The following is a 21,246-nucleotide window of genomic DNA, read 5'->3' as shown; positions in this document are numbered from 1 at the left end:
GGATGCCCTCGCAGGGAAATCAACGGGTGTAGTTATTTAGACGCTTACATAGTAACATTTCTCCCTGGGTGGACCCTAAATCCGATATAGAGAAGTGAAAAGAGGAGAAACCCCTCATAATTTAAGGGTTTAGGACGATATGCCATAACACCTGAAAGGTAAAATAAAAGGAGCATCCTTCGACAGGCTCAGGATGATTCGATAAGCTAATACTAAAATGAAGTCATAGAAGTAAGAATATCCCGCCAACATAGGAATATCTCTTCAACAATTGAATCATCCTGAGCTTGTCGAAGGATCCCCGATTTCTGGGGAAAAGGTGTACATTCCTATATCGGAGCTTGGGGCTGGATGGACCTCTTGACACGGATATTCTAAAAGGCTTACTATTATGTATGGAAACGTCAAACACATTGCTTAAAGACCAAGTGGACATTCCACCCTCGGAACAATGGCTATATGACAATCCCGAAGCCCTTGAAAGCGTCGTGGCAGGGTTGGAAGACTCCAAAGCCGGTAGAATTCAAAAGCTAAACCTTGATGAATTGTAGGAAGGCCATTGTTAGAAGTCTTTTTTACTAACAATGCCAAAAACCAGCTAGCCAAGCTTAAGTTCGACAAAGGTTTAGCAAAAAGACGCAACGCTGTTAAAAAGGCTATTCGTCTCCTTGCTCAAAATCCAAAACACCCAGGGTTAAATACTCACGAGTTTACAACACTCAAAGGCCCTAATGGAGAGAAGGTCTTTGTTGCATATGCAGAGCAATCCACACCCGCAGCATATCGTATTTTTTGGCACTATGGCCCCGGGAAAGAACAAATTACCATTTTGGCCATAACGCCGCACCCGTAGTACCCGTCAACTGGCCGTTGGTTCAATTGTGGAGTTTCAACGAAACAAATCTCTTAAAATAATGAGGGCGCTGCCCTCAAACTCCCGCAAGGAGGGTAACCCTCCTTGACCTCGTAATTAAAGGCTATCTTTGTTTATCTTCGTCTTCTGTCATGGCAAACGTGTGATACAGGCTGCGATAAGTCTCGTTTTTTGTGAGCAGCTCCTCGTGAGTACCGACGTCTGTAATTCTGCCGTCTTTGAGGACTACAATTCTGTCCGCGTTTTTTATCGTTGAAAGCCTGTGGGCAATTACTATTGTCGTGCGGTCTTTCATCAGGCCCTCAAGGGCCTTTTGTACCAGTGCCTCAGATACCGAATCCAGCGACGATGTGGCCTCATCCAGTATCATTATGGGCGGATTTTTCAGTATTGCCCTCGCTATGGCTATGCGCTGCCTCTGCCCACCGGAGAGCGTCATGCCGCGTTCACCCAAAATAGTGTCATACCCCTGGGGCATCTTCTCTATGAACTCACTTGCAAAGGCCATATCGGCAGCCCTCTTTATTCCCCCTACTGAGGCGTCGAGATTGCCAAAGGCGATGTTCTCCCTTACCGAGTCATTAAACAAGATGATGTCCTGGCTTACTATCCCTATCAGGGCGCGCAGGCAGTGTATGTCCATTTCCCGTATGTCCACGCCGTCAATGGCTATGCGCCCCTTTGTCGGTGTGTAAAAACGCGGCAGCAGATGCGCTATCGTCGTCTTGCCCGCCCCGCTTGGGCCAACTATCGCAATGACCTCCCCCGCCCGTACGTGCAGACTTATGTCCTGTAACACCATCTGCGTGTCTTTGGCAAACTCAAACCAGACATTTTCAAAACTTATCCCGTCCTTGAATTCCTTTATCTTAATCGAACCAGTTTCCTCTATTTTTGTATTCAGCACGTGCTCAATTCGCTCCATCGCGGCCAAAACCCCCTGAAGGGTCGTATAGGACTCTCCCACCTGCTTAATCGGACTAAACACCAGATATATAGCCGTCAGTATTGAGGCAAAATCCCCCGGTGTAACAATACCCGTGACAACCTGCCTTCCCCCGTATATCAGCACAAAACCTATGGCAAGCCCCGTCAGGCAGTCTATTACCAGTTTATTTATCTCCTTAAATCTTATAGCCCTTACGTTTTCCCTGTAAACGTTCTTATTTTCCCCGGTGAACTTCTCGTTTCTCAGTCCCTCGCGGTTGAATACCTTTATTACCTTGATTCCGGTGATGGATTCGCCAAGTCTGTGGGTCAGGTAGGAAACGTTTTTTTGCGCCTCGTGGCTTCGCTGCTTTACCTTTTTACCAAGTTTCCTGGCGCTATAGGCAAACACGGGGACAATCAAAAGACACGCGGCAGTCATGTCCCACTTCCTGTAGAAGGCTATCCCCATAAGAATCACTATCTTTGGAATCTCAATTATACACGCCCTGAGTACCTCGTCAAACAGCGCGCTAATCATCTTTACGTCGTTTATAACCCTCGACATTAAAATCCCCGACGCCTCTTTGTCGAAATATCCCGCCGGCATGTGCAGAATATGATTGTGCAGCTTGTTTTGCGTATCCCTGATAAGCGAAAGGCCGGCCTGTTTCATCAGATACTGCTGGCCAAAGTGCAACAACCCCTTCACAGTAAACAACACGACGACCCCTATGGGTATCCATATCATGTACTGCATCTTCTTATCCACAAAAACGAGGTCAAGGGCAGGTTTTACAAGCCACGCGATTGCCCCCATAACGGCCGACCCCATCAGCCCAAAGGCCAGAGCGGTAAACGACTGCCCCCAGTATGGCCTCGTGGTCGCTATGATTTTTTGTGCCGTATTCATTCAGGATAGTTTATGTTCATGGTCTAGCCTTTTGTGTCTTATTTCTGTGAATGTAAAATGAAACTCCGTGCCGCTGTCTACTTTGTAGTAGAATTTTCCTTTCAATTGGGTCTCAACCAGCATATGTACCAGCGTCAGGCCGAGTGTATTTGACGCCCCAAGGTCAAGGTCCCCGGTCATGCCAACTCCGTTGTCTTTTACCGTAACCTCGTACTCACCAGTGCGGATTGACTTGAAGATTATTTTAATAACGCCAGCCGACATGTTGGTAAAGGCGTGTTTTATCGCGTTTGACAGCAGCTCGTTTATGATTAGGCCACAAGGTACCGCCGTGTCTATACCCAGGATAAAGTCTTCGCCGGTTATTTTTAAAGTAATGCTCCGGTTGCCGCATAGATATGAGGACATCATCTCGTTTGCAACCTGCTTTACGTAGTATTTAAAATTAATGGTTGTCATGTCGCTTGTCCTGTAGAGGCGTTCGTGGACGATTGCCATGGCCTTGATGCGATTTTCGCAGTCTTTAAACATCTCCCTATTGCAACTGTCTTTCAGGTAAGCCGACTGCAGCTTAAGCAGGCTGATTATCACCTGCATGTTGTTTTTTACCCTGTGGTGGATTTCGCGTAAAAGGGTTTCCTTTTCGTTTATCGTGGCCTGTAGCTGTGCCTCCAGGTTGATTCGCCCTGTGATGTCTCTTGATATTATGAGAATGCTCGACACTGCCGCGCCCGTGTCATTGCTGATGGGGGTGATGGTGCTTTCGACCCACTTGTTTGTGGAAAAAGTGGATATCTCATATTGAAGAGATACGTTAATGCCCTTTTTTGCACATTCAACGGCATCCTCCACCTGCGCAAGGTCCTTTGGATTTACTACATCAACGTATTTCACTCCTGAAAGCTCCTGCTCATCTTTCTCCAACATACTCAGGCACGCGGGATTAATAAACACGATTTTCCCATCCATGTCAAGATTACATATGCCCTCAGATGACTTCTGAACAAGGTTTCGATACCTGTCTTCCGATTCTATGAGCTGCTTCTGGAGACATTTCTGCTGGAGAGAGTCGTTTATCCTCTGCAGAACCTCCTCAACAGGAAACGGTTTAGTGAAAAAACCATCAGCGCCAGCCTTAATTGCCTCATAGACATTGTTAAAGTCAGCATGTCCGGTAATTATGATACAGACGACGCATGGATTAATCCTTCGGAGTTCTTTCAATAATGACGTGCCGCTCATATCGGGAAGTACTATGTCAATCACAACGACGTCATAGCGGCCCTGCCTCATAAGGGCCAGCCCATCTTTGGCACTGCCCGCTGTGGCTGTCCCGAAAAACCCCTGCTCCTGAAAAATACCCGGAAGGGTTTTGCAGATTTCCACATCATCATCTATTATGAGTATCTTATTTGGCATCTCTTTTGGCATCTCTTATGCCGTTGCACACGCGCCTGATCACAAACTCACCAGCCACATCATACATTGTACAGTATTTCGAAGCGATATATCCACTGTTTATGATGTCCCGTGTCACAGCAAAGCAGAAATGTCCCGTGTATGCGTCAAAAAAAAGTGGCGGGGGCGTATCGCCTCACAAATCAATAGACTTCCAACCCATTTTTGTGTTATTGTATCGGCAGAGGTCGCTTAGTGAAACATCTTACCTTAGTGAACCTTAGTGAACCTTAGTGAACCTTAGTGAACAATAATGAGAGGGCTATGGTAACACCTGATGGCGCATCAAAAGGGGGCAGGGCGCTTGTCAATAATATTGAACAGGACAAAAGTCTGAATTTCTTCGACGGCAACATGTCCCGCCTGAAATTAGGCCGGGTGGTGCAGGTTCACCTCGTTGATTCGCCAATAAAAATACAAACGTCGGTAATGGATATAGATATCGGCAGCTTTATACTGCTGAAGATAGTCTCCACTGAGGATAAGGGTGCTTTAGTCAAAGATGCCGCCGTGTTTGCCACTTTTTTGTCCAGCGGGGTTATCTACAGCTTCAGGTCTAAGATAATGGATATTGTAGAAAAACCCATAGACTTTATCATCATAGATTACCCTGAAACCGTGGAAGAGTATAGTATGCGCAGCCACAAGAGGGTCGAATGTATCTTGCCGGCGAATGTTGTCCATGAGGGCGTCACGCTTGATGGGACTATAACCAATATCAGCCTCGGTGGATGTAAACTGACTCTGAAAAAAGAGTATTCCAGTGAGACAGGTATTGGTTTTTGTAGCAATTTCCAGTTAGGATCGGAGGTTTTCCTCCTGATATCAATGCACCATGCAAATGAACATCTGCAAATTCATGGGATAATAAAAAATATTGCACAGGAGAAATTCGACAAATGTTATGGAATTCAGTTTATAGACTCAACTGAGTTCGTAAAGCAGTCGTTAAACGATTATATACACACCATTGAAAGGATAGAGCAGGACCACTATTTTCTGTACACGTTGCACTCGATATTGCAGATATCAATGGAGGATATCAGTTTTGAGGAGCAGTTGGACAGGGTACTTTCCCTGATTTTGTCGCTACCGGGTCTTTCCACGCAGTCAGGATGTTTATTTATCTATGATGAGTCTGCCGGGGCGCTTGCCATGAAGGTAAGCCGGGGCCTGAGCGACGATCAGATAAGGATTTGTACCTCTGTGCCATGGGGGAGATGTCTTTGCGGTATGGCCCTTGCAACAGGGGAAGTAGTCTTTACCGACTCTTTAGACTCCCGCCACACGTCACGGTATTCCAAAATGATTCCCCATGGAGACTATTGTGTCCCTATTAAGCTGCGGGATAAACCGCTTGGTGTAATCAACATACATGTGAGGGAGGGTTTTTGCAGGGATAAAGGGACAGAGAATTATCTTATCTCAGTAGCTAACGCCTTATCAGGAATGATAGACAGGAACATGTCCCGAAAAAGGCTTGAGGAACTGGTTGCACAACTGCAATCTGCCAACGATGACCTGAAGCAGAGCCAGGAGCAATTGGTACACTCTGAAAAGATGAGATCCCTTGGACAACTCGTTGCAGGGGTTGCGCATGAGATAAACAATCCCTTAGGGTTTCTGATCACAAATATGAATAAACTGATGGAGTTTGTTAACTCATTCGTGAAGTTAATCGAGACTTTCAGCGCGTTTGAAATCCCCGTGGGCATAAGAGTTGAGCTTGACGCGATAAAAAAAGGGTGCAACTACGACTACATCAGGGGAAGAACGCCGCAGATGATCGGGAGGTCTAAGATCGGCCTGGACAGGATAAAAAAAATAGTGTTGGATTTAAAGACATATTCGAGAATGGACAGGGCCGAGGTATTGGATACAGACATCAACGAATCCATTGCGGTAACCATAAACCTGCTCACCCACGAATTCGGAGATAGAATTTCAGTGGTAACAGATTATGGCACGATACCGTTAATCAGATGTTACAGCTCGCAGTTAAACCAGGTCTTTATGAATATACTGATAAACTCGTGCCAGGCAATTGAGGCAAAAGGAGAGATTAGGATAATGACCCATGAAGAAAATGGAATCATACTGATAGAGATAAGCGACAACGGCAATGGAATTCCCCCTGGAATTCGTGACAGGATATTTGACCCGTTTTTCACGACAAGACCCGTAGGCTCCGGAACCGGCCTGGGATTATCAACAAGCCTTGGAATAGTTAAAAAACACAACGGCGGCATAGAAGTTGAAAGCACTGAGGGCACCGGTAGCACGTTTACGATAAAACTCCCAATTAACAATGCCTTATATTAACAACACTTAAACGCCTGTGGAACAGGCCATGAATCATCCTGTGGAACAGGTCATGAATCATCCTGAGCTTGTCGAAGGATTCCCGAGTTGTGGGAACGTGTGAAAGAAAAGGAGCATCCTTCGACAGGCTCAGGATGATTCGATTTTTATGGAAATCTTCTTACCCCTGTGAACGCATTTTGGTATCACACAAAAAAACTCTACCCCCCATCCCTTTTTTCTGACACCGACCCGAATTTACTTGCACTTTACAGTGATTTTTTGTTATATATATAACAGAAGGGCAAGACTGCCTGCCCTGCTGGTGATTATATGAGGAAGTTATTCCGACTTACATGAGTATAGGGAGCCTTAGTAAGGGCGCTCAGAGAGCATGCCGCACGCTGCGGAAGCCCAACGCGCCCTTTTCGGCACCCACCTGTGAAAACAGGGACTTAACTTTCTTGTGTACACCGCAAGGGCGGGTTTGATTATACATATAGATGATGGCGTGCAGCACCGGCAAGTGGGCAAATTGGACAAGTGGGCAAATTGGGCAAAAGAAGCGAGGGAGCTGAGGAGCAATGGAGCTGAGGAAGAGATTTTACTGTTAACCCTATAACACTATAACGTTATAGTTTGCAGATAAATAACAACCGGCGGGCCAGCAGGCCCGGCAACGGTGGTCTGAAAAGTTATGATTTGCTGTTTTTATTAACAGGGTTACTGAATCTCCAATCAAATCTCGCCTGCCGTGCCCGATTGACCTTGCGTTTTGCGTTAGTCCGCGTAGCAGATGTGCGGTTTACGGGCATTGCCCGTAGTTAAGAATTTATTTAAGGACTATATACATTGGATTTGTTTAAGGGACATCGTAGCGGGGTTGGGGGTGAGGAGCGCGAGGCACCGCTGGCCTGGAGGCTGAGGCCTGCGGATTTATCTGAGATAGCCGGGCAGGGACATATTCTTTCAAAGGGTAAGGCGCTGCTCAATATTATCGAAGACGACAAAATCGTATCCCTCGTGCTATATGGTCCTCCGGGAACTGGCAAAACCGCCACCGCGCACATTATTGCCGACAAGACCAAATCAGTTTTCGTGGAGATTAACGCCGTCACATCGGGCATCAAAGAAATCAGAGAGGCCGTTTCTATTGCCTCAACCTCTAAAACCATCGTATTTGTTGACGAGATTCACCGCTTTAACAAAGTCCAGCAGGACGCCCTCTTGCCCCACATCGAATCCGGCAGGATTGTCTTAATCGGGGCGTCAACTGAAAATCCGTCATTCGCCCTTACGCCGGCGCTTGCATCAAGGACGATGATTTTCAGGTTTAATCCACTATCCACCGAAGATATAAAGGCAATCCTACAAAGGGCGCTGACAGATACAAGGGGATATCAGGGCCGTCTAAGCCTGGCTGAAGACGCCTTATCCTACGTGGCCCTGATGGCCGCAGGAGACGCAAGGCGCGCCCTTAACATCCTTGAGCTGGCCGCCCTGTCGGTAAGGCACGTGGGGTTAAGCACCATAGACCTGAATGTAATCAAAGACACGGTTTCCGACAAGACGCCGTACTATGATGAGAGCGAGCATTATGACACTATATCGGCCTTTATAAAGAGCATGAGGGGTTCAGACTGCGACGCGGCTGTATACTGGCTTGCCAAGATGCTGAATGCTGGTGAGGACCCTCTGTTTATCGCAAGGAGGATAATCATATGCGCCTCCGAGGACGTAGGAAACGCAGACCCGCAGGCGCTTGGGGTTGCCGCGGCGGCATACCTTTCGGTAGAGCGGGTAGGAATGCCTGAGGGGCGTATCCCCCTTTGTCAGGCGGCTATATACATAGCGCAGGCACCAAAGAGCAATGCCTGTTATATGGCCGTGGAGGCGGCGGCAGCGGCGGTGCGAAACGAACAGATACAGCCAGTCCCTCTGCACTTGCGGGTTGGCGCGCCGGGCTATAAATATCCACATGACTATCCGGGGCATTATGTAGAGCAGTCATATTTAACGAATCCAAAGGTATTTTATGAACCGTCTTCACAGGGTTATGAAATTGAGATAAAAAATCGGCTACAACAAAGGAGGCACACAGCAAATGAATAGTATCGTATACGTGCTGATAGCTATAATCACGGGGGCGGCGGCGGGTACTGCCATGTCGCTCTTTTTCAAGGGTGTTTTTAAGAAGAGATTTGAAGAGCTGCAACTCAAACAACAAGACGTACTGAGAGACGCGGAAAGAGAAGCTGAGAGGGTCAGGAGAGAGGCGCTTGTCGAGGCCAAAGACCTCCGTTATCAGACAAAGGCCGAGGCTGAAAGAGAAGTCAAGGAAAAAAAGAACGAATTCAGCCAAATGGAAAAACGCCTCAGACACAAAGAGGAAAACCTGGACAAGAAACTCGACCAGTTCGAAAAACGAGACAGCGAACTGATGAGAAAAGAGAAGGAGTTCATCAGAAAAGAGCAGCAGTTTGCCGAAAAGGAAAAGCAATACGACAAGCTCATACAGATGGAGACCGAAAAACTTGAAAAACTCTCCGGCATGACCGTAGAAGAGGCCAAGGCGTTGCTGCTGAAAAAGGTGGAAAATGAGATAAGATTCGAGGAAGCCAAACTGATAAAACAAATAGAACAGGAGGCAAAGGACGAATCTGAAAAGAAGGCGCGTAATATTATCGGCCTTGCCATACAGAGATATGCGGGTGAATACGTATGCGACGCAACCGTGACGGCCGTTTCCCTGCCAAATGAAGAGATGAAGGGCCGCATAATAGGCAGAGAAGGCAGGAACATCAGGGCACTGGAGGCGGCAACCGGCGTGGACTTCATCGTGGACGACACACCTGAGGCGGTAACGCTGTCGGGCTTTGACCCGGTAAGGCGTGAAATCGCGAGGATTTCGCTTGAGCGCCTTATATCAGACGGCAGGATTCACCCCGCAAGAATAGAGGAAATAGTGGAGAAAGTTCGCAAAGAGGTCAACAACGCCATGAGGGAAGAGGGCGAGAAGGCCGTTTTTGATTTAGGGCTTACGGGCGTGCATCCAGAGTTTATCAAACTGTTGGGCAGGCTTAAATACAGGACATCGTACGGGCAAAACGTACTTCAGCATTCGCGCGAAGTGGCCTACTTCTCCGGCATGATGGCCGGTGAGCTGAAGGCCGACGTAAAGCTGGCCAAACGTGCCGGCCTTCTTCATGACATAGGCAAGGCGGTTGACCATGAGTTTGAGGGGGCGCACCACGAAATCGGCGCCCAAATTGCAAGGAAATACGGCGAGGATGAAAGGATAATCAACGCCATGCTAGTCCACCACGGCGATGGCGACCCTATATGCGTGGAGTCGGCGCTGGTAACGGCGGCAGACGCCCTATCGGCAGCCCGCCCCGGAGTACGGCGTGAAAGCATTGAGAACTATATTAAACGCCTCGAAAAACTGGAAGAGATAGCCATGTCCTACCAGGGTGTGGAAAAGTGTTACGCCATTCAGGCAGGCAGAGAGGTGCGCATCATAGTGAAGCCGGAGGATACGACCGACGAGATGTCCCACCTGATCTCGCGCGAAATCGCAAAGAAGATAGAATCAGAGATGACCTACCCCGGGCAGATTAAAATTATGGTTATCAGAGAGGCCCGTTTCGTAGAGTACGCCAAATAGGGGACTTTATGAACGTTTTATTTATCGGGGACGTTATAGGAAGGCCTGGCAGGGTGCTGGTGCGGCATTATCTGCCAGAGCTTGTTGAAAAAGAAGACGTATCCTTCGTCATCGCCAACGGCGAGAACTCCGCGGGCGGGTTTGGGATAACTGAAAAAACCGCGCGAGAGTTGTTCGACTGCGGCGTGCATGTCATTACAACGGGCAACCATGTGTGGGACAAGAAAGAGGCCGTCTCATACGTTTCAAAAGAGGACAGGATTCTAAGGCCGTTGAACTACGCACCGGGTGTGCCGGGGTTTGGCAGCATAATCTACGGCCTTAAAAACGGTCTGAAGGCGGGGGTTGTCAATCTCACAGGCAGGGTGTTCATGGCACCGTCGGACTGCCCGTTCAGGACGGTTATACCGGCCATAGAGGAGATAAAAAGGCACACCAACATAATAATAGTTGACATGCACGCGGAGGCGACATCTGAAAAGCAGGCGCTTGGTTACTATCTCAACGGCAAGGTCAGCGCCATCATAGGCACTCATACGCATGTTCAAACGGCGGACGAACAAATCCTCAGCAATCAAACGGCGTACATAACCGATGTTGGAATGACTGGCCCTGCCGTGAGTGTCATAGGGGTGAATGTTGGGCAGATAGTCGAGAAATTTTTGACTCAAATCCCCGTAAAATACGAGGTTGCCACGGGAAAGGGTATTTTTTGTGCCGTCGTTATTCAGATTGACAACGAAACTGGCCGCGCATCGGCGATAAAGCGATTAATGCTTCACGATTAAGGAGGGATTTTTTTTATGAAGGCAAAGCTGACCTATGTCAATGGGATGAAATTTGTGGCGGAGGCCGACTCCGGGCACGCCATAGTGGTAGACGCCGACCATGAAAGCGGTGGAGAGGACACCGGCATGAGACCGTCTGAGCTATTGTTAATCGCCACAGGGGGATGTTCCGCCATGGACGTCATCTCAATCCTAAAGAAGAAGAAACAGGAAGTCACGGGGTTTGAAATCAACGTCTCAGGCGACAAGGTGGCAACTCATCCGAAACGCTTTCAGAAAATCATTGTAGAGTATGTTGTCAAAGGGAAGAACATTTCAGATGAGGCCGTAAAGCGCGCCGTTGAGCTTTCAATGACAAAGTACTGCTCCGTAAAGACGACAATCAATGGTGGCGTGCCGGTTGAGTACACGCACAAAATAATTGAAGAGTAGCCTGCCGCAAAAAATACTATCAACAATAGCGACGGTATGGTTTGTGGGTTACGCCCCGGTTGCATCGGGTACGTTTGGGACGCTGGCGGCGTTAGTATTTTTTGTGGCGTTATGGCCCACGGATTTCACGCTCCTTATGATAACCGCCGCTGTAATCGTAGTGGGCACGGTGGCTGCCGATGTGGCTGAGGGGTACTTTAACGAGAAAGACAGCCACCGCATCGTAATAGACGAGGTTGCGGGGTTTTTCGTCTCCATATTATACGTGCCTAAGGGTTTTATTGTCCTGGTGCTGGCGTTTTTTCTTTTCAGGGGATTTGACATAATAAAACCCCCTCCAGTAAATTACATGGAGCGTATAAAGGGTGGCCTGGGCGTAATGCTTGACGATGTGGCCGCGGGTATATATGTAAATATAATCTTGCAGATAGCGACGAGGATGAGGTTTTTCTGATGACGCAGAGGACATTTATAGCAATAGACATATCCGGGGCCCAAAGGGCCGCGATAGGGCATACTATCGGCACACTCAAGCCGTTGCGTGCCGACGTCAAATGGGTAAGGCCGGAAAACCTTCACCTCACAGTAAAATTTCTTGGTGATTTGGACGAAGGCGCGGTAGATAAAATTGCACTAACACTGAAGGAACTCACCGCGGGTTACGCACCCTTTCAGATAGAACTAAGGACAATCGGCGCATTTTCAAGCCTGAAAAGGCCTGATATAATCTGGACAGGCGTGACGAAATCCCCTGAGTTAGACTCTCTTGCCGCTGACATCGAAGAAGGACTGTCCCTGATTGGCATCAAAAAGGAAGGCAGACCCTTTTCGCCGCACCTGACAATTGCGCGGGTGAAAAGCCTGCGGGATTATACACCCCTCTATGAAAAACTATGCGCCATTTCGGACAAGGACTTTGGGGTCTGCGATGTGCGGGAGATAGCGCTGATGAGAAGCGAATTAACGCCGGGCGGGGCGCAATATACGCGGCTGAAAAGTTTTCCACTCGACCAGACTGTGTCATAATAGCCTTTAGCCTGAGTTCCGGAAGCCGCCAACGAGGGGATAATTCCCTGTCTTGTCGGCGGGCAGCCCAAATTCAATAGACAAGAGGCTCTCATAAGTCTTTATTTTAGGTAAAAATATCCCTCCCAAAAGACGCATATTGTAGAATTTTTCTATTTGAATTAAGGTATCGTTATCAATAATTGAAGGATAAAACCTCCTCATCTCGTGCTTTATATTGTCTATGACTGTAGTGCATTGCTCATCAAGACAGTTTATTACAACCACAACTACATTAACCCCAAGATATACATTATATCTTTCCATTATACTATGGATAACTTCACACAATTGGGGTATATCTATTGCCTTTATAAGAAAATTGTCAGCCGACACTTGTTCCATATTTCTATCTCCCGTTTCAGAGTATCAAGCCATCCTAACTAGGCTATCCGCAGATAAAGTGTAGCAGTAGTTTATATAAAGTGGTAGACTTCTCAGCCTACCTAATCCATAGTGAGGATAGCCGTTCTCTTATAAAAAAGAAACGTGGTTCACTCCCCCTTTTCCTGTTCCCTTATAATCACACGCTGCCCTGAAGCACCTTCAATAGCCTTTACTGCAATATCTCGCACCTGAAGTCCAGCCTCGCTTGCCCTTTGCGTAAGCTGGCGGATCATCTCATCCTGCTCCTTGATTTTAGCCTCCAGAGATGCAACCATCTGTTTATTGAGTTTTCTCTCGCCCTCAATTTCCTTCGATAGAAGTGCTGCCTCGTGCTTATATTTTACTTCCAGTCCACTCAGAACCGCCTTCTCTGTATCTTTGACAGCCTTTTCGAGTTCCGAAGGGAATGATATAGCCCTGGCTTTTAACTCGTTATACTCTTTCTCCTTTGCTTCAAGTGCAGACACTCTTTCTGCTATATCCCTGTCAAAGGCTTCGCGTTTTTCTGTAAGCTCTTTCTCTTGGGCTGCCTTTTTAGCTTCGTACTCATCGGATTCCTTTTTCTTCTTTAACTGGAAACTGTAGTTATATTCCTCTTCGGCACGCTGTTTCTCTTTTTTGGACAGAGCATCTTTTTCTTTTGTCGTTGCCTCGTACTCCGCCTGCTCCTTTTTCCACAGAAGTCTCCTTTCGGTTATTTCGTCTTCCAGAGCTTGTCTCTTTTGAGTTATCTCCGACTCAAACTTCTCCTTTCTCTCCTTCTGAGCCAACAACAATGCCGCGAGGCTGTCAGCATTGACCGCTATTTCATGCACTTCTTCGAGATTTCTCTTTTCAATGCTAATAGCATGTTGAAGGCCAGTCAGAGTTTTATATTCAGCAATTAGTTTCTCCTCAAGGCCGTCAAGCGAATTCACGATATCAACTTTGATGTTCGCAAGGTTCTTTACAATCTTCTCCATACTGGTATCCGATGCAACCTCTACGATCTCCTTCTCTTCATGTTTCTTCTTTTCAACCTGCCTATCAATGGTTTTTTGCTCCCTGACTTTGGCCAATAACTCGTTATAGGCAGCCAGTATCTCATTTTTCGTGCTTTTTGACATGTCCTTTTCCATATATCATTCCCCCGCTTTAGTTTACTTTCCTCTTTTCAACTCATTCCATTTACTGCAATGAGACTGGAGTCGTATTATACTATCACAGAAATCACTTTCATTTCTACAATATCGTGCCTGAGATGTAACCCCTTAGTCAGGTACATTTTATACCTAACTGGTAACTGGCAAAAATAAGGATTCTAACCGCATGGGTGGGTCAATATACATTTCTTCAAGCATCACCGCCCACCAGCAAACCTTACTCCCATCTGAAAGGCTTTCTCGCAATCAGCAGGAAATACCTCCTGTCGTCTCCTTGACTTCTTCTCAGGATCAAAGCGGGTTGAAACAACCTTTGAATAATCATCAAACTGATAAGTGTCGAAGCAGCAGAGATACTCGGATTCCCCAAATATCATCTTGAGATATCTCTCATGATGGCTGAATAATTGAACGTATCCCCACTCCTTCATCTGTTCTTCCGTTACATTCATTGTATAGATGAAGCCTGTTCTAATCTTATTAGGAAAGAGCGACTGCGGTGGATCAGTATAAGTAAGATTCGGAAACAGCAGACGTTCCATGAATGATTTCATTTCTCCAGAGACACTGCCAAAATAGATAGGTGAACCCAAGATAATGGCATCAGTCTGTTCAATCTTGCGGAAGACCGCTGTCAGGTCATCGGCAACAGCGCACTTGCCGTAGCTTTTACCCCCTATGGTTTTACACGCAAAGCAGCTTACGCATCCCTTGAAGCTCAGGTCATATAAGTGAATAAGTTCTGTTTCAGCTCCACATGAGGCTGCACCTTCAAGGGCCTTTTGAAGCAATGTTGCCGTGTTCCAGTTTTTTCTTGGGCTTCCATTTATAGCCATTACCTTCATGTTACTCTCCTGTATGGCTTAGGATTATCATGTGGACAACCTATCCTATCAATGGCCATTATGTGCCGTCAAGGATTACTGCATGGCCGTTGGTTAGGCGATGGACTGAACTCTCTCATTAAGAGAACTCAATCCATCGTCTAAATAACTCAGCCAGTTGGTTGGCCTTCGATCTTTTGACTTCGACTTCTTTGTGGCATGGAAGCCGCCTTTCCTGATACGAATGAGAGCCTCAATACCAATTCGGGGCTTGATCCGCTTCTGAACTTTCTTCTTCATGTTCTCCTCCTAATTCACAATATTGTGCAACTGGGCTTAGAATTACCTGGTCCCTTAATTGCCGCTGGCACCTTATATCAATTATACCACATCACAACCCAAAACTGCCTCCCCATCCTCTCAGCGGCCACCACCTTCTAAAATTCCTCACCCTGCTCAATCCTATCTATCAATTCTATGATCTTATCAGAAATGATTTTAATGGCCTTCTTACCCTTCTCAATTGACGCCTTCTCAGGATTACCCCATACGCCTCCAGGCCAGTATTTTACTTTGTCTCTGACTATGAACGGTTTAGGAAACTGTGGGTATTCCTCTTTTGCTCTTCCTTTGACGAGGTTGGGAGATATGGCAAGCACCATAGATGTCTCAAGCTCCCCGGCGTGGCCGTCGTTTTCTGTCTCACATAGGCCAAAAAGTTCCTTTATAAGCATTTCGTAAGGCGAGAAGACCGCAAGCCTTATATCATCTAACTCATGGATTAATATCTCTGACACCTCTTTAATGGCCTCCATATGAAGACTACCGCCATGTCCAGAAATTAGCAGAAAATTCCTTAATCCCTTTGTATATGCGTCTCTAACGAGGTCTAAGGTCAAATGCCTCAACGTTTTGGCTGTTATCCTTATAGTACCCGGATGATTGCCATTAGAAGTACATACACCATAGTGGATTGGAGGGGCAAGAAAGAAATCACGTTCTTTCCCTGCTAAATGAACTGCCTCTTCTATGGTCAGCGTGTCTGTACTTAACGGTAAGTGACTACCGTGTTCTTCAATAGTGCCAAAAGGAAACACAATCGTCTTTGTCTTTTGGAGATATTCTGTGAATTCCGCCATTGTGCAGTCCTGAAGTATCATTGGTTACTCCTTATTGGCCTATTCAGGCAAAATCTGTCTTGGTTCAGTAAGGCTTGGAAAATCCAACTCTCTTGAATGTACCATCAGCGGGTTCTCTGTGTCAACTTTCCTCGTATAAACACAGGGCAATCGCATTTGAAAAAAAATCACAAGATACCTATGCAATCAATAGACGGTTGACATGACACTATTTATAGTAGGAATAGGCAAGGCGTTTTGTGGTATCTGATGCTGCAGATTACTCACTGATATATAACGATTTTGTATGGCGGGGTGGACGGGGCTCGAACCCGCGACCTCCGGCGTGACAGGCCGGCGTTCTAACCAACTGAACTACCACCCCTTACATCGTCTGCAATGTAATGTAACATAGTTATTATTAATATGGCAACGATTTTATTTTACCCAAATCCCTATAATATTTTCAGGTGGTCTTCGCTTGGGATGACCTATGAGCAGGCAAGTTTTCTCGCTATCTCCTTAAGCAGAAGCAGAACCATTTGCGGGTCACTTTTTGAGAGCGCATCAAAATCCTCTGAGTTAATGGGAAGGAGGATGGTATTGTCCGATACAGCCGCCGCGGTTTTTGTCCTATTGGAATGCAGCAGCATGCCGGTTTCTCCAAAGATATGCCCCTCTTTGAGTTCGCTTATAATGTGGCCGTTTTCGGTTATCTGAACCGCACCGCCGAGGATATAGTACATTTCGCCGGCAGTGTCTCCGGATTGAAAAATAACAGTGTCGGCTCTGTATGATCTGGCGTATTTATAGAGCATATCGTTGTGGATTTTGCCGCTTGGGTGTGTTTCAATTAAATACTTCAGTGAAACAATGCCCTTTCTGTGCATATTCGCGGTAAACTCTACCCCTATCAGCAGGATAAAAAACGACATATATACCCAAAGGATTATCACTAAAATTGCCTTCAGAGAGCCAAAGGCAAACCCGAAATGGGGATTGGCAACGACAAAATACGCAAATGTTGGCTTCACAACAGACCATAATAAAGATGTCACCAGCACACCGGCAAAGATATTCCAAAAACCGGTTCGTACAGGTATTAACACATAAAAAAAAGCGATAAGGGCGACTATTGATATGAGCAGGTTTGTACTCAGGCCGATTATTTGATAAACGAACGGGATATGGTTAAAAATAACGGCCAGCAGATGTGAGTAAACAATCTCGCCAACGACGAGGGATATGAGAATCAGGAGGAATAAAAATACTATTACAACATCTATGGCTATTCCTATAAGAAAAGGCCTTCGGTTGTCTTCCTTAAAGATGTTCGCAAAGACAACCCTCAGTGTGGACATCAGGGGTGTGATAGACCAGACACAGGCAATGACGCCAACAACGCCCCAGCTCCCCTTCAGGTTTGAGAGCGTATATACCTCTTTCAGGATTATGTCCTGTTGCTGCGGCAGCACAATAGAAATAATCCTCTTCAGCCCATCAATAGCCCCCATAGAAGACGTGAAATAGCCCACTAATAATAAAGCGGCAAGAATCAACATAGGGATTGAGGCAAAAATCCCGTAATAGGCCAAAGCGGCCGAGTAGATGATGTGATTGTTTTTTATAAACGATTTTATGGATTCGACAAAAACAATTAACAATTCGGCGGGACTGCTCACGCCTCTGCGCCCACCTGAAATAGAATTGCTGATATTACTCAAGGCCTGAGCCGTCTGGATATAATAATCTCCCGCATACCATAATCCTATCATACATGGGGCGGCTAAATAAAGTGCCCGAAAGTGCCTAAATCCCCCCGCCTTACCGGACTTGAAATGATACTGTATCAAGTACTATCTTTTCGTTGTTCACAATGGAAAGCGTGTAGTTTCCCTTTTGGGGCCTCCACAGACGGGGCGACCCTTGTGAGCTGAGCCTTTCACCGTTTAGCGTCCATGTGAGGCGTTCATACTGTGGGATGTACTGAAAAACTACTATTTGATTTGCCTCGCCGATGTCCGGGTCAAGGCTTATTATTGTATCAGAGGGTGGATAGGTTATATGGGGGGTCTCATATTCTCTGTTGAGCCTGACTACCGCGGGGGCAGGCTTATCCCCTGAGTTGGGTTCTGTGCCCTTTATGAATACTTCGCGCCGGTCTGGCTCTACGCCGTCTTCAAATCTGATAATCTCAGAGGTAACGCCTGGCGGTGGCGCGGGTGCCTTTGACGAGGCCGTGCTGTGGAGATAACTCATCACATCTACCCACAGCGGTGCCGCGCCGGTTACGCCACTTACGTCTCTCATCGGCGCTCCCGAAAAATTTCCAACCCACACGCCAACCGTATAGCGGTCAGAGTATCCCACACACCAGTTGTCCCGCATGTCCTTGCTTGTGCCGGTCTTAACGGCCGTCCAAAATCTCGTCGAAAGGGGATTCTCAAAGCCGAAGGTCAGGCTCCTTGCCCCTCTGTCAGACAATATGTTTGATATTATATAGGCAGCCCTGTTGTCCAGTATCTGCCGTGGCTTTGCCGGGGCAGGGTTGTCAGTCAGGGTCAACTCTCCCATCACGCCGCCATTGGCAAGCGTGCGGTAGGCGTTTACCAGCTCAAGCAGGGTTACGTCCAAAGAGCCAAGCGCGATAGCATAGCCGTAGAACTCCGCGTCCTCCTTTAAGCCATTAAAGCCCAACGCCCTGAGCCTGTCGGTAAAGGCCTCAAGCCCCGCAATCTCTAAAACCCTGACAGCCGGCACGTTCAGAGATGACGACAACGCCGTCCTTACGCTTACCTGTCCCTTAAAATCCTTTTCATAGTTTTGAGGGATGAAAAGCCCCGACGTCGTTTGAATCCTCAGCGGGGAGTCATCCAGAATCGAAGCCGCCGTTAAAAACCCGCGCTCAAGCGCCAATTCATAAAGGAATGGTTTTAGGGTTGACCCTGCCTGGCGCCGCGCCCTGACGCCATCAACTTTCACGGCGCTTGACAACACCCCGCCGCCGTTTCCCACATAGGCCAGTATCTCACCCGTCTTATTTTCCACGACGAGCACCGCACCGTCTGAAACATTGCTGTCTTTAAGGGCAATCAGGTGTCTGTCAAGCCTCTCCAACACGACACGCTGAAGCTCACCGTCCAGCGTTGAAACTACCGGAGCATTCTTAATCAAAAGCCGTGCCACATGCGGGGCAAAGGCAATTCGAGACCTGATTTGATAGGGGACTGAGAGTGTCTCACAGGCCAACTGTCTGATTTGCTCGCAGGAGTAATCCCATTTAAGGCCCTTTGCAAACAGACATGCCCGCGTCCCTATGGCCTGATACGAGGCATTTGGTGCCCCCACAAGGGCGGCAAGGACAAGAGACTGAGACTGCGTAAGCCCTGATGGTTCCCTGTCAAAAAGCCCCCTTGACGCCGCCCCAATGCCAGTCAGCTCTCCCCTGTAAGTAACCAGATTCAGATAGCTTTCAAGGATTTCGTCTTTTGACCATCTGCGCTCAAGGGATAGGGCGGCCTTAATCTGGCTTATCTTCTGGGCGAATGACCGCCTCCCCTTTTTTGGCCTGAATCCATCGTTCAGGGCAGAGGCAAGCTGCATGGTTATGGTACTGGCGCCGCGCCGCGCTGCTGATTTGAGGGCTGATGAGGCGATGGCGAAGACGTCCACACCGTGGTGGGCGTAAAACCTCTTGTCCTCTATGTGGATTATTGCCTGAAGGACGGCGGGCGATATGTCTTTCAACGGCTGCCACGCAAGTCGCCGCCCCCTCGCGTCAACCCTTAGTTCATGGATTACCTCCATATTCCTGTCAAGCAGGACGGCCTCCGAGGGTCTGTATGAGTCTTTGACCTGCTGAAACGACGGCTGTGTGCCGCCACCGGAGAAAAACACGAGATAAGCCGCCCCCAAAAGCGCCAACACGAGCGCCTGTGCTACGATAAATAGTGTGAGGTTTTTTCTATTCATTGTTCCATGAATATTATAACATGTACTCAATTAAACGGCATAAGGATTAACGACGAAGGGGAGGTAACCTCCCCTTCACCCCGTAAATCCCGCACTACTAACCTGACACCTATAATTATCTATAAATTACTTCTGCAAAAAAACTGCAAAAAAAGCTACAATAAGTCATGTATCGCTTGCAGGAGCAAATCACGTGAAGCGCGCGGTGAAGCATACGCCATCTATTGATGACGACAGCATCTTTGATGATGCTGATGCGTTGATTGCGCTGGCGCAAAAGTCGTTTACAAGAGCGGCAAAGAAGGCAGTCGCCGAAAATGACGCACTCGGTATACCGACGCACTACTCTGAAGGCGGCAAACTTTTAGTCCATATGCCACCCCCTAAGCTCAAACTGTCTTGAAAAAAGCCCTGTAAGGTGTTTGCGCTCGCTCACAGCCTGTTGCCAACTTTTCCTGCGCCTTGCTTCGCCACAAACGCGCGAAGCACGCTGTTCATGTAAGTTTGGTATCCCTTGCCCTTGCTACGAAACCAGTCAAGCACATCAGCATCCACGCGGATATTGATGTGCTTCTTGCCCGGGGGCAAACCGACAAATGCTTGACTCCAGTCCAATGGCTCATGCACATCGTCGGGGTCTGCGGCGATACTGGCCTCCAGCTCTTCCTCCGTCATAGCATCAACCTTCGCCCAATCGGTAAGGCTCTCGCCGCGCGCGCACATAGCGGCAAGCTCTTCAGACGTATAGCGCACGATATGTTCTTTTTTCTTCATCTCTCGCCCTCCTCATAGTAATAATGCGAACGGCGTCATCACGCCGCGTCCACACAACGGCAATAAGTCGTCCATTCATTTCTCCTACGCTGACCCACCTTTCCTCCGTGCCTCTTGGCGAAGGGAAGGTGTATAAACACCTTCCATCAAACAAAGACTGCGCGTCGAAAAAATCAAGGTCACGCATTTTCAAAACGGCAAGCCGCTTCGGCTCTGACCATTCAAATATCATGCCTTATTGTAACCACATTCGTGGTTTTTGTCAAGGCAAAAAAAGGGGGACACGCCGCGCCTTCACCGTTTTGTCTATTTTTGGCCTTTTCGGCCTTCAATAAATATTCGGGTTTACTGGCATTTACAGGGGGTACCCTATACAAAATGTTTCATTTTGTTTATTGTGCAAATTGTTCTTTATTATTGATCTTCGGAAATGAGCATAAAATATCCCCCCACTATACAAGTTAAGCGGCCTACAGCAGCTGATACTGCATAGAAATTTAAATACCATAGTTTATTCTACCATATAGAAATATAAAAACACGCTTAAACTACCCAAGCTCCGATATAGAAATTTGCACCTATTGATAAAAGGGTTTTTGAAAGC

At 47.3% G+C, this 21,246-nt stretch carries 20 protein-coding genes, 1 tRNA gene and 1 other RNA gene; 10 read left to right on the top strand and 12 right to left on the bottom strand.

Translation table 11 applies throughout. From position 1 onward, the window contains the following. Nucleotides 1-559: 559 nt before the first annotated feature. Entirely contained in the window at nucleotides 560-853 is a 294-nt protein-coding gene (locus AB7D94_RS09190) for a hypothetical protein (protein ID WP_420265523.1), read from the top strand. Nucleotides 854-977: 124 nt separating this feature from the next. Here AB7D94_RS09190 and AB7D94_RS09185 read toward each other — a convergent pair whose 3' ends face one another. Next, on the bottom strand, nucleotides 978-2,714 hold the full coding sequence (locus tag AB7D94_RS09185; protein WP_420265522.1) for an ABC transporter ATP-binding protein: 1,737 nt from the start codon (nucleotides 2,712-2,714) through the stop codon (nucleotides 978-980). Continuing rightward, nucleotides 2,715-4,133, bottom strand: coding sequence for a histidine kinase dimerization/phosphoacceptor domain -containing protein (locus AB7D94_RS09180; protein WP_420265521.1), 1,419 nt, complete (start codon nucleotides 4,131-4,133; stop codon nucleotides 2,715-2,717). A 303-nt stretch (nucleotides 4,134-4,436) separates the two neighbouring features. Here AB7D94_RS09180 and AB7D94_RS09175 point away from each other — a divergent pair, with 303 nt between their 5' ends. The 8 genes from AB7D94_RS09175 (at nucleotide 4,437) to thpR (ending at nucleotide 12,386) form a co-directional block, all read left to right on the top strand. Beyond that, nucleotides 4,437-6,494, top strand: coding sequence for an ATP-binding protein (locus tag AB7D94_RS09175; RefSeq protein ID WP_420265520.1), 2,058 nt, complete (start codon nucleotides 4,437-4,439; stop codon nucleotides 6,492-6,494). A gap of 287 nt (nucleotides 6,495-6,781) precedes the next feature. Further along, a non-coding RNA gene (ssrS, locus tag AB7D94_RS09170) (6S RNA) lies at nucleotides 6,782-6,965 on the top strand. Nucleotides 6,966-7,325: 360 nt separating this feature from the next. Then, nucleotides 7,326-8,585 carry a replication-associated recombination protein A gene (locus tag AB7D94_RS09165; RefSeq protein WP_420265519.1) on the top strand — a complete coding sequence of 420 codons (1,260 nt, stop codon included), beginning with the start codon at nucleotides 7,326-7,328 and terminating at the stop codon, nucleotides 8,583-8,585. Beyond that, the gene (rny, locus tag AB7D94_RS09160) at nucleotides 8,578-10,140 is read left to right on the top strand and encodes a ribonuclease Y (protein ID WP_420265518.1); all 1,563 of its coding nucleotides are present in this window, start codon (nucleotides 8,578-8,580) and stop codon (nucleotides 10,138-10,140) included. The genes AB7D94_RS09165 and rny overlap by 8 nt, the downstream gene beginning before the upstream one ends. An 8-nt stretch (nucleotides 10,141-10,148) precedes the next feature. Beyond that, the gene (locus tag AB7D94_RS09155; protein WP_420265517.1) at nucleotides 10,149-10,928 is read left to right on the top strand and encodes a TIGR00282 family metallophosphoesterase; all 780 of its coding nucleotides are present in this window, start codon (nucleotides 10,149-10,151) and stop codon (nucleotides 10,926-10,928) included. A gap of 15 nt (nucleotides 10,929-10,943) precedes the next feature. Beyond that, entirely contained in the window at nucleotides 10,944-11,360 is a 417-nt protein-coding gene (locus AB7D94_RS09150; protein ID WP_420265516.1) for an OsmC family protein, read from the top strand. Then, a complete protein-coding gene (locus tag AB7D94_RS09145) occupies nucleotides 11,350-11,814 on the top strand; it encodes a phosphatidylglycerophosphatase A family protein (protein WP_420265515.1) in 465 nt (154 codons plus the stop codon). The genes AB7D94_RS09150 and AB7D94_RS09145 overlap by 11 nt, the downstream gene beginning before the upstream one ends. Beyond that, nucleotides 11,814-12,386 carry an RNA 2',3'-cyclic phosphodiesterase gene (gene thpR / locus AB7D94_RS09140; RefSeq protein ID WP_420265514.1) on the top strand — a complete coding sequence of 191 codons (573 nt, stop codon included), beginning with the start codon at nucleotides 11,814-11,816 and terminating at the stop codon, nucleotides 12,384-12,386. The genes AB7D94_RS09145 and thpR overlap by 1 nt, the downstream gene beginning before the upstream one ends. Before the next feature lie 6 nt (nucleotides 12,387-12,392). Here the strand turns inward: thpR and AB7D94_RS09135 are convergent, their stop codons facing one another. The 8 genes from AB7D94_RS09135 to pbpC form a co-directional block, all read right to left on the bottom strand. Then, entirely contained in the window at nucleotides 12,393-12,770 is a 378-nt protein-coding gene (locus tag AB7D94_RS09135; protein ID WP_420265513.1) for a hypothetical protein, read from the bottom strand. Between the two features lie 149 nt (nucleotides 12,771-12,919). Then, nucleotides 12,920-13,930: a coiled-coil domain-containing protein gene (locus AB7D94_RS09130; RefSeq protein ID WP_420265512.1), complete on the bottom strand. Its 1,011-nt coding sequence runs from the start codon at nucleotides 13,928-13,930 to the stop codon at nucleotides 12,920-12,922. 221 nt (nucleotides 13,931-14,151) lie between these two features. Then, entirely contained in the window at nucleotides 14,152-14,799 is a 648-nt protein-coding gene (locus tag AB7D94_RS09125; RefSeq protein ID WP_420265511.1) for a flavodoxin family protein, read from the bottom strand. 93 nt (nucleotides 14,800-14,892) lie between these two features. Further along, the gene (locus AB7D94_RS09120; protein ID WP_420265510.1) at nucleotides 14,893-15,078 is read right to left on the bottom strand and encodes a hypothetical protein; all 186 of its coding nucleotides are present in this window, start codon (nucleotides 15,076-15,078) and stop codon (nucleotides 14,893-14,895) included. 137 nt (nucleotides 15,079-15,215) lie between these two features. Next, on the bottom strand, nucleotides 15,216-15,938 hold the full coding sequence (locus AB7D94_RS09115) for a creatininase family protein (RefSeq protein WP_420265509.1): 723 nt from the start codon (nucleotides 15,936-15,938) through the stop codon (nucleotides 15,216-15,218). Between the two features lie 266 nt (nucleotides 15,939-16,204). Then, nucleotides 16,205-16,281, bottom strand: a tRNA-Asp gene (locus AB7D94_RS09110). Between the two features lie 106 nt (nucleotides 16,282-16,387). Further along, nucleotides 16,388-17,578 carry a YhjD/YihY/BrkB family envelope integrity protein gene (locus AB7D94_RS09105; RefSeq protein WP_420265508.1) on the bottom strand — a complete coding sequence of 397 codons (1,191 nt, stop codon included), beginning with the start codon at nucleotides 17,576-17,578 and terminating at the stop codon, nucleotides 16,388-16,390. Nucleotides 17,579-17,720: 142 nt separating this feature from the next. Continuing rightward, complete coding sequence (gene pbpC / locus AB7D94_RS09100; RefSeq protein ID WP_420265507.1) at nucleotides 17,721-19,868, bottom strand: penicillin-binding protein 1C; 2,148 nt, start codon at nucleotides 19,866-19,868, stop codon at nucleotides 17,721-17,723. A 193-nt stretch (nucleotides 19,869-20,061) separates the two neighbouring features. Between pbpC and AB7D94_RS09095 the strand changes: the two genes are divergently transcribed. Next, nucleotides 20,062-20,271, top strand: coding sequence for a hypothetical protein (locus tag AB7D94_RS09095; RefSeq protein WP_420265506.1), 210 nt, complete (start codon nucleotides 20,062-20,064; stop codon nucleotides 20,269-20,271). Nucleotides 20,272-20,300: 29 nt separating this feature from the next. Here AB7D94_RS09095 and AB7D94_RS09090 read toward each other — a convergent pair whose 3' ends face one another. Continuing rightward, the gene (locus tag AB7D94_RS09090; RefSeq protein ID WP_420265505.1) at nucleotides 20,301-20,642 is read right to left on the bottom strand and encodes a BrnA antitoxin family protein; all 342 of its coding nucleotides are present in this window, start codon (nucleotides 20,640-20,642) and stop codon (nucleotides 20,301-20,303) included. Continuing rightward, on the bottom strand, nucleotides 20,605-20,829 hold the full coding sequence (locus tag AB7D94_RS09085; RefSeq protein WP_420265524.1) for a BrnT family toxin: 225 nt from the start codon (nucleotides 20,827-20,829) through the stop codon (nucleotides 20,605-20,607). The genes AB7D94_RS09090 and AB7D94_RS09085 overlap by 38 nt, the downstream gene beginning before the upstream one ends. Nucleotides 20,830-21,246 lie beyond the last annotated feature (417 nt).

This window comes from Candidatus Magnetominusculus dajiuhuensis (assembly GCF_046044395.1).
Classification (GTDB): Bacteria; Nitrospirota; Thermodesulfovibrionia; order Thermodesulfovibrionales; family Magnetobacteriaceae; genus Magnetominusculus; species Magnetominusculus dajiuhuensis.
The sequence above is the reverse complement of the archived record's forward strand: the minus strand, read 5'-3'. Positions and strand labels throughout refer to the sequence as shown.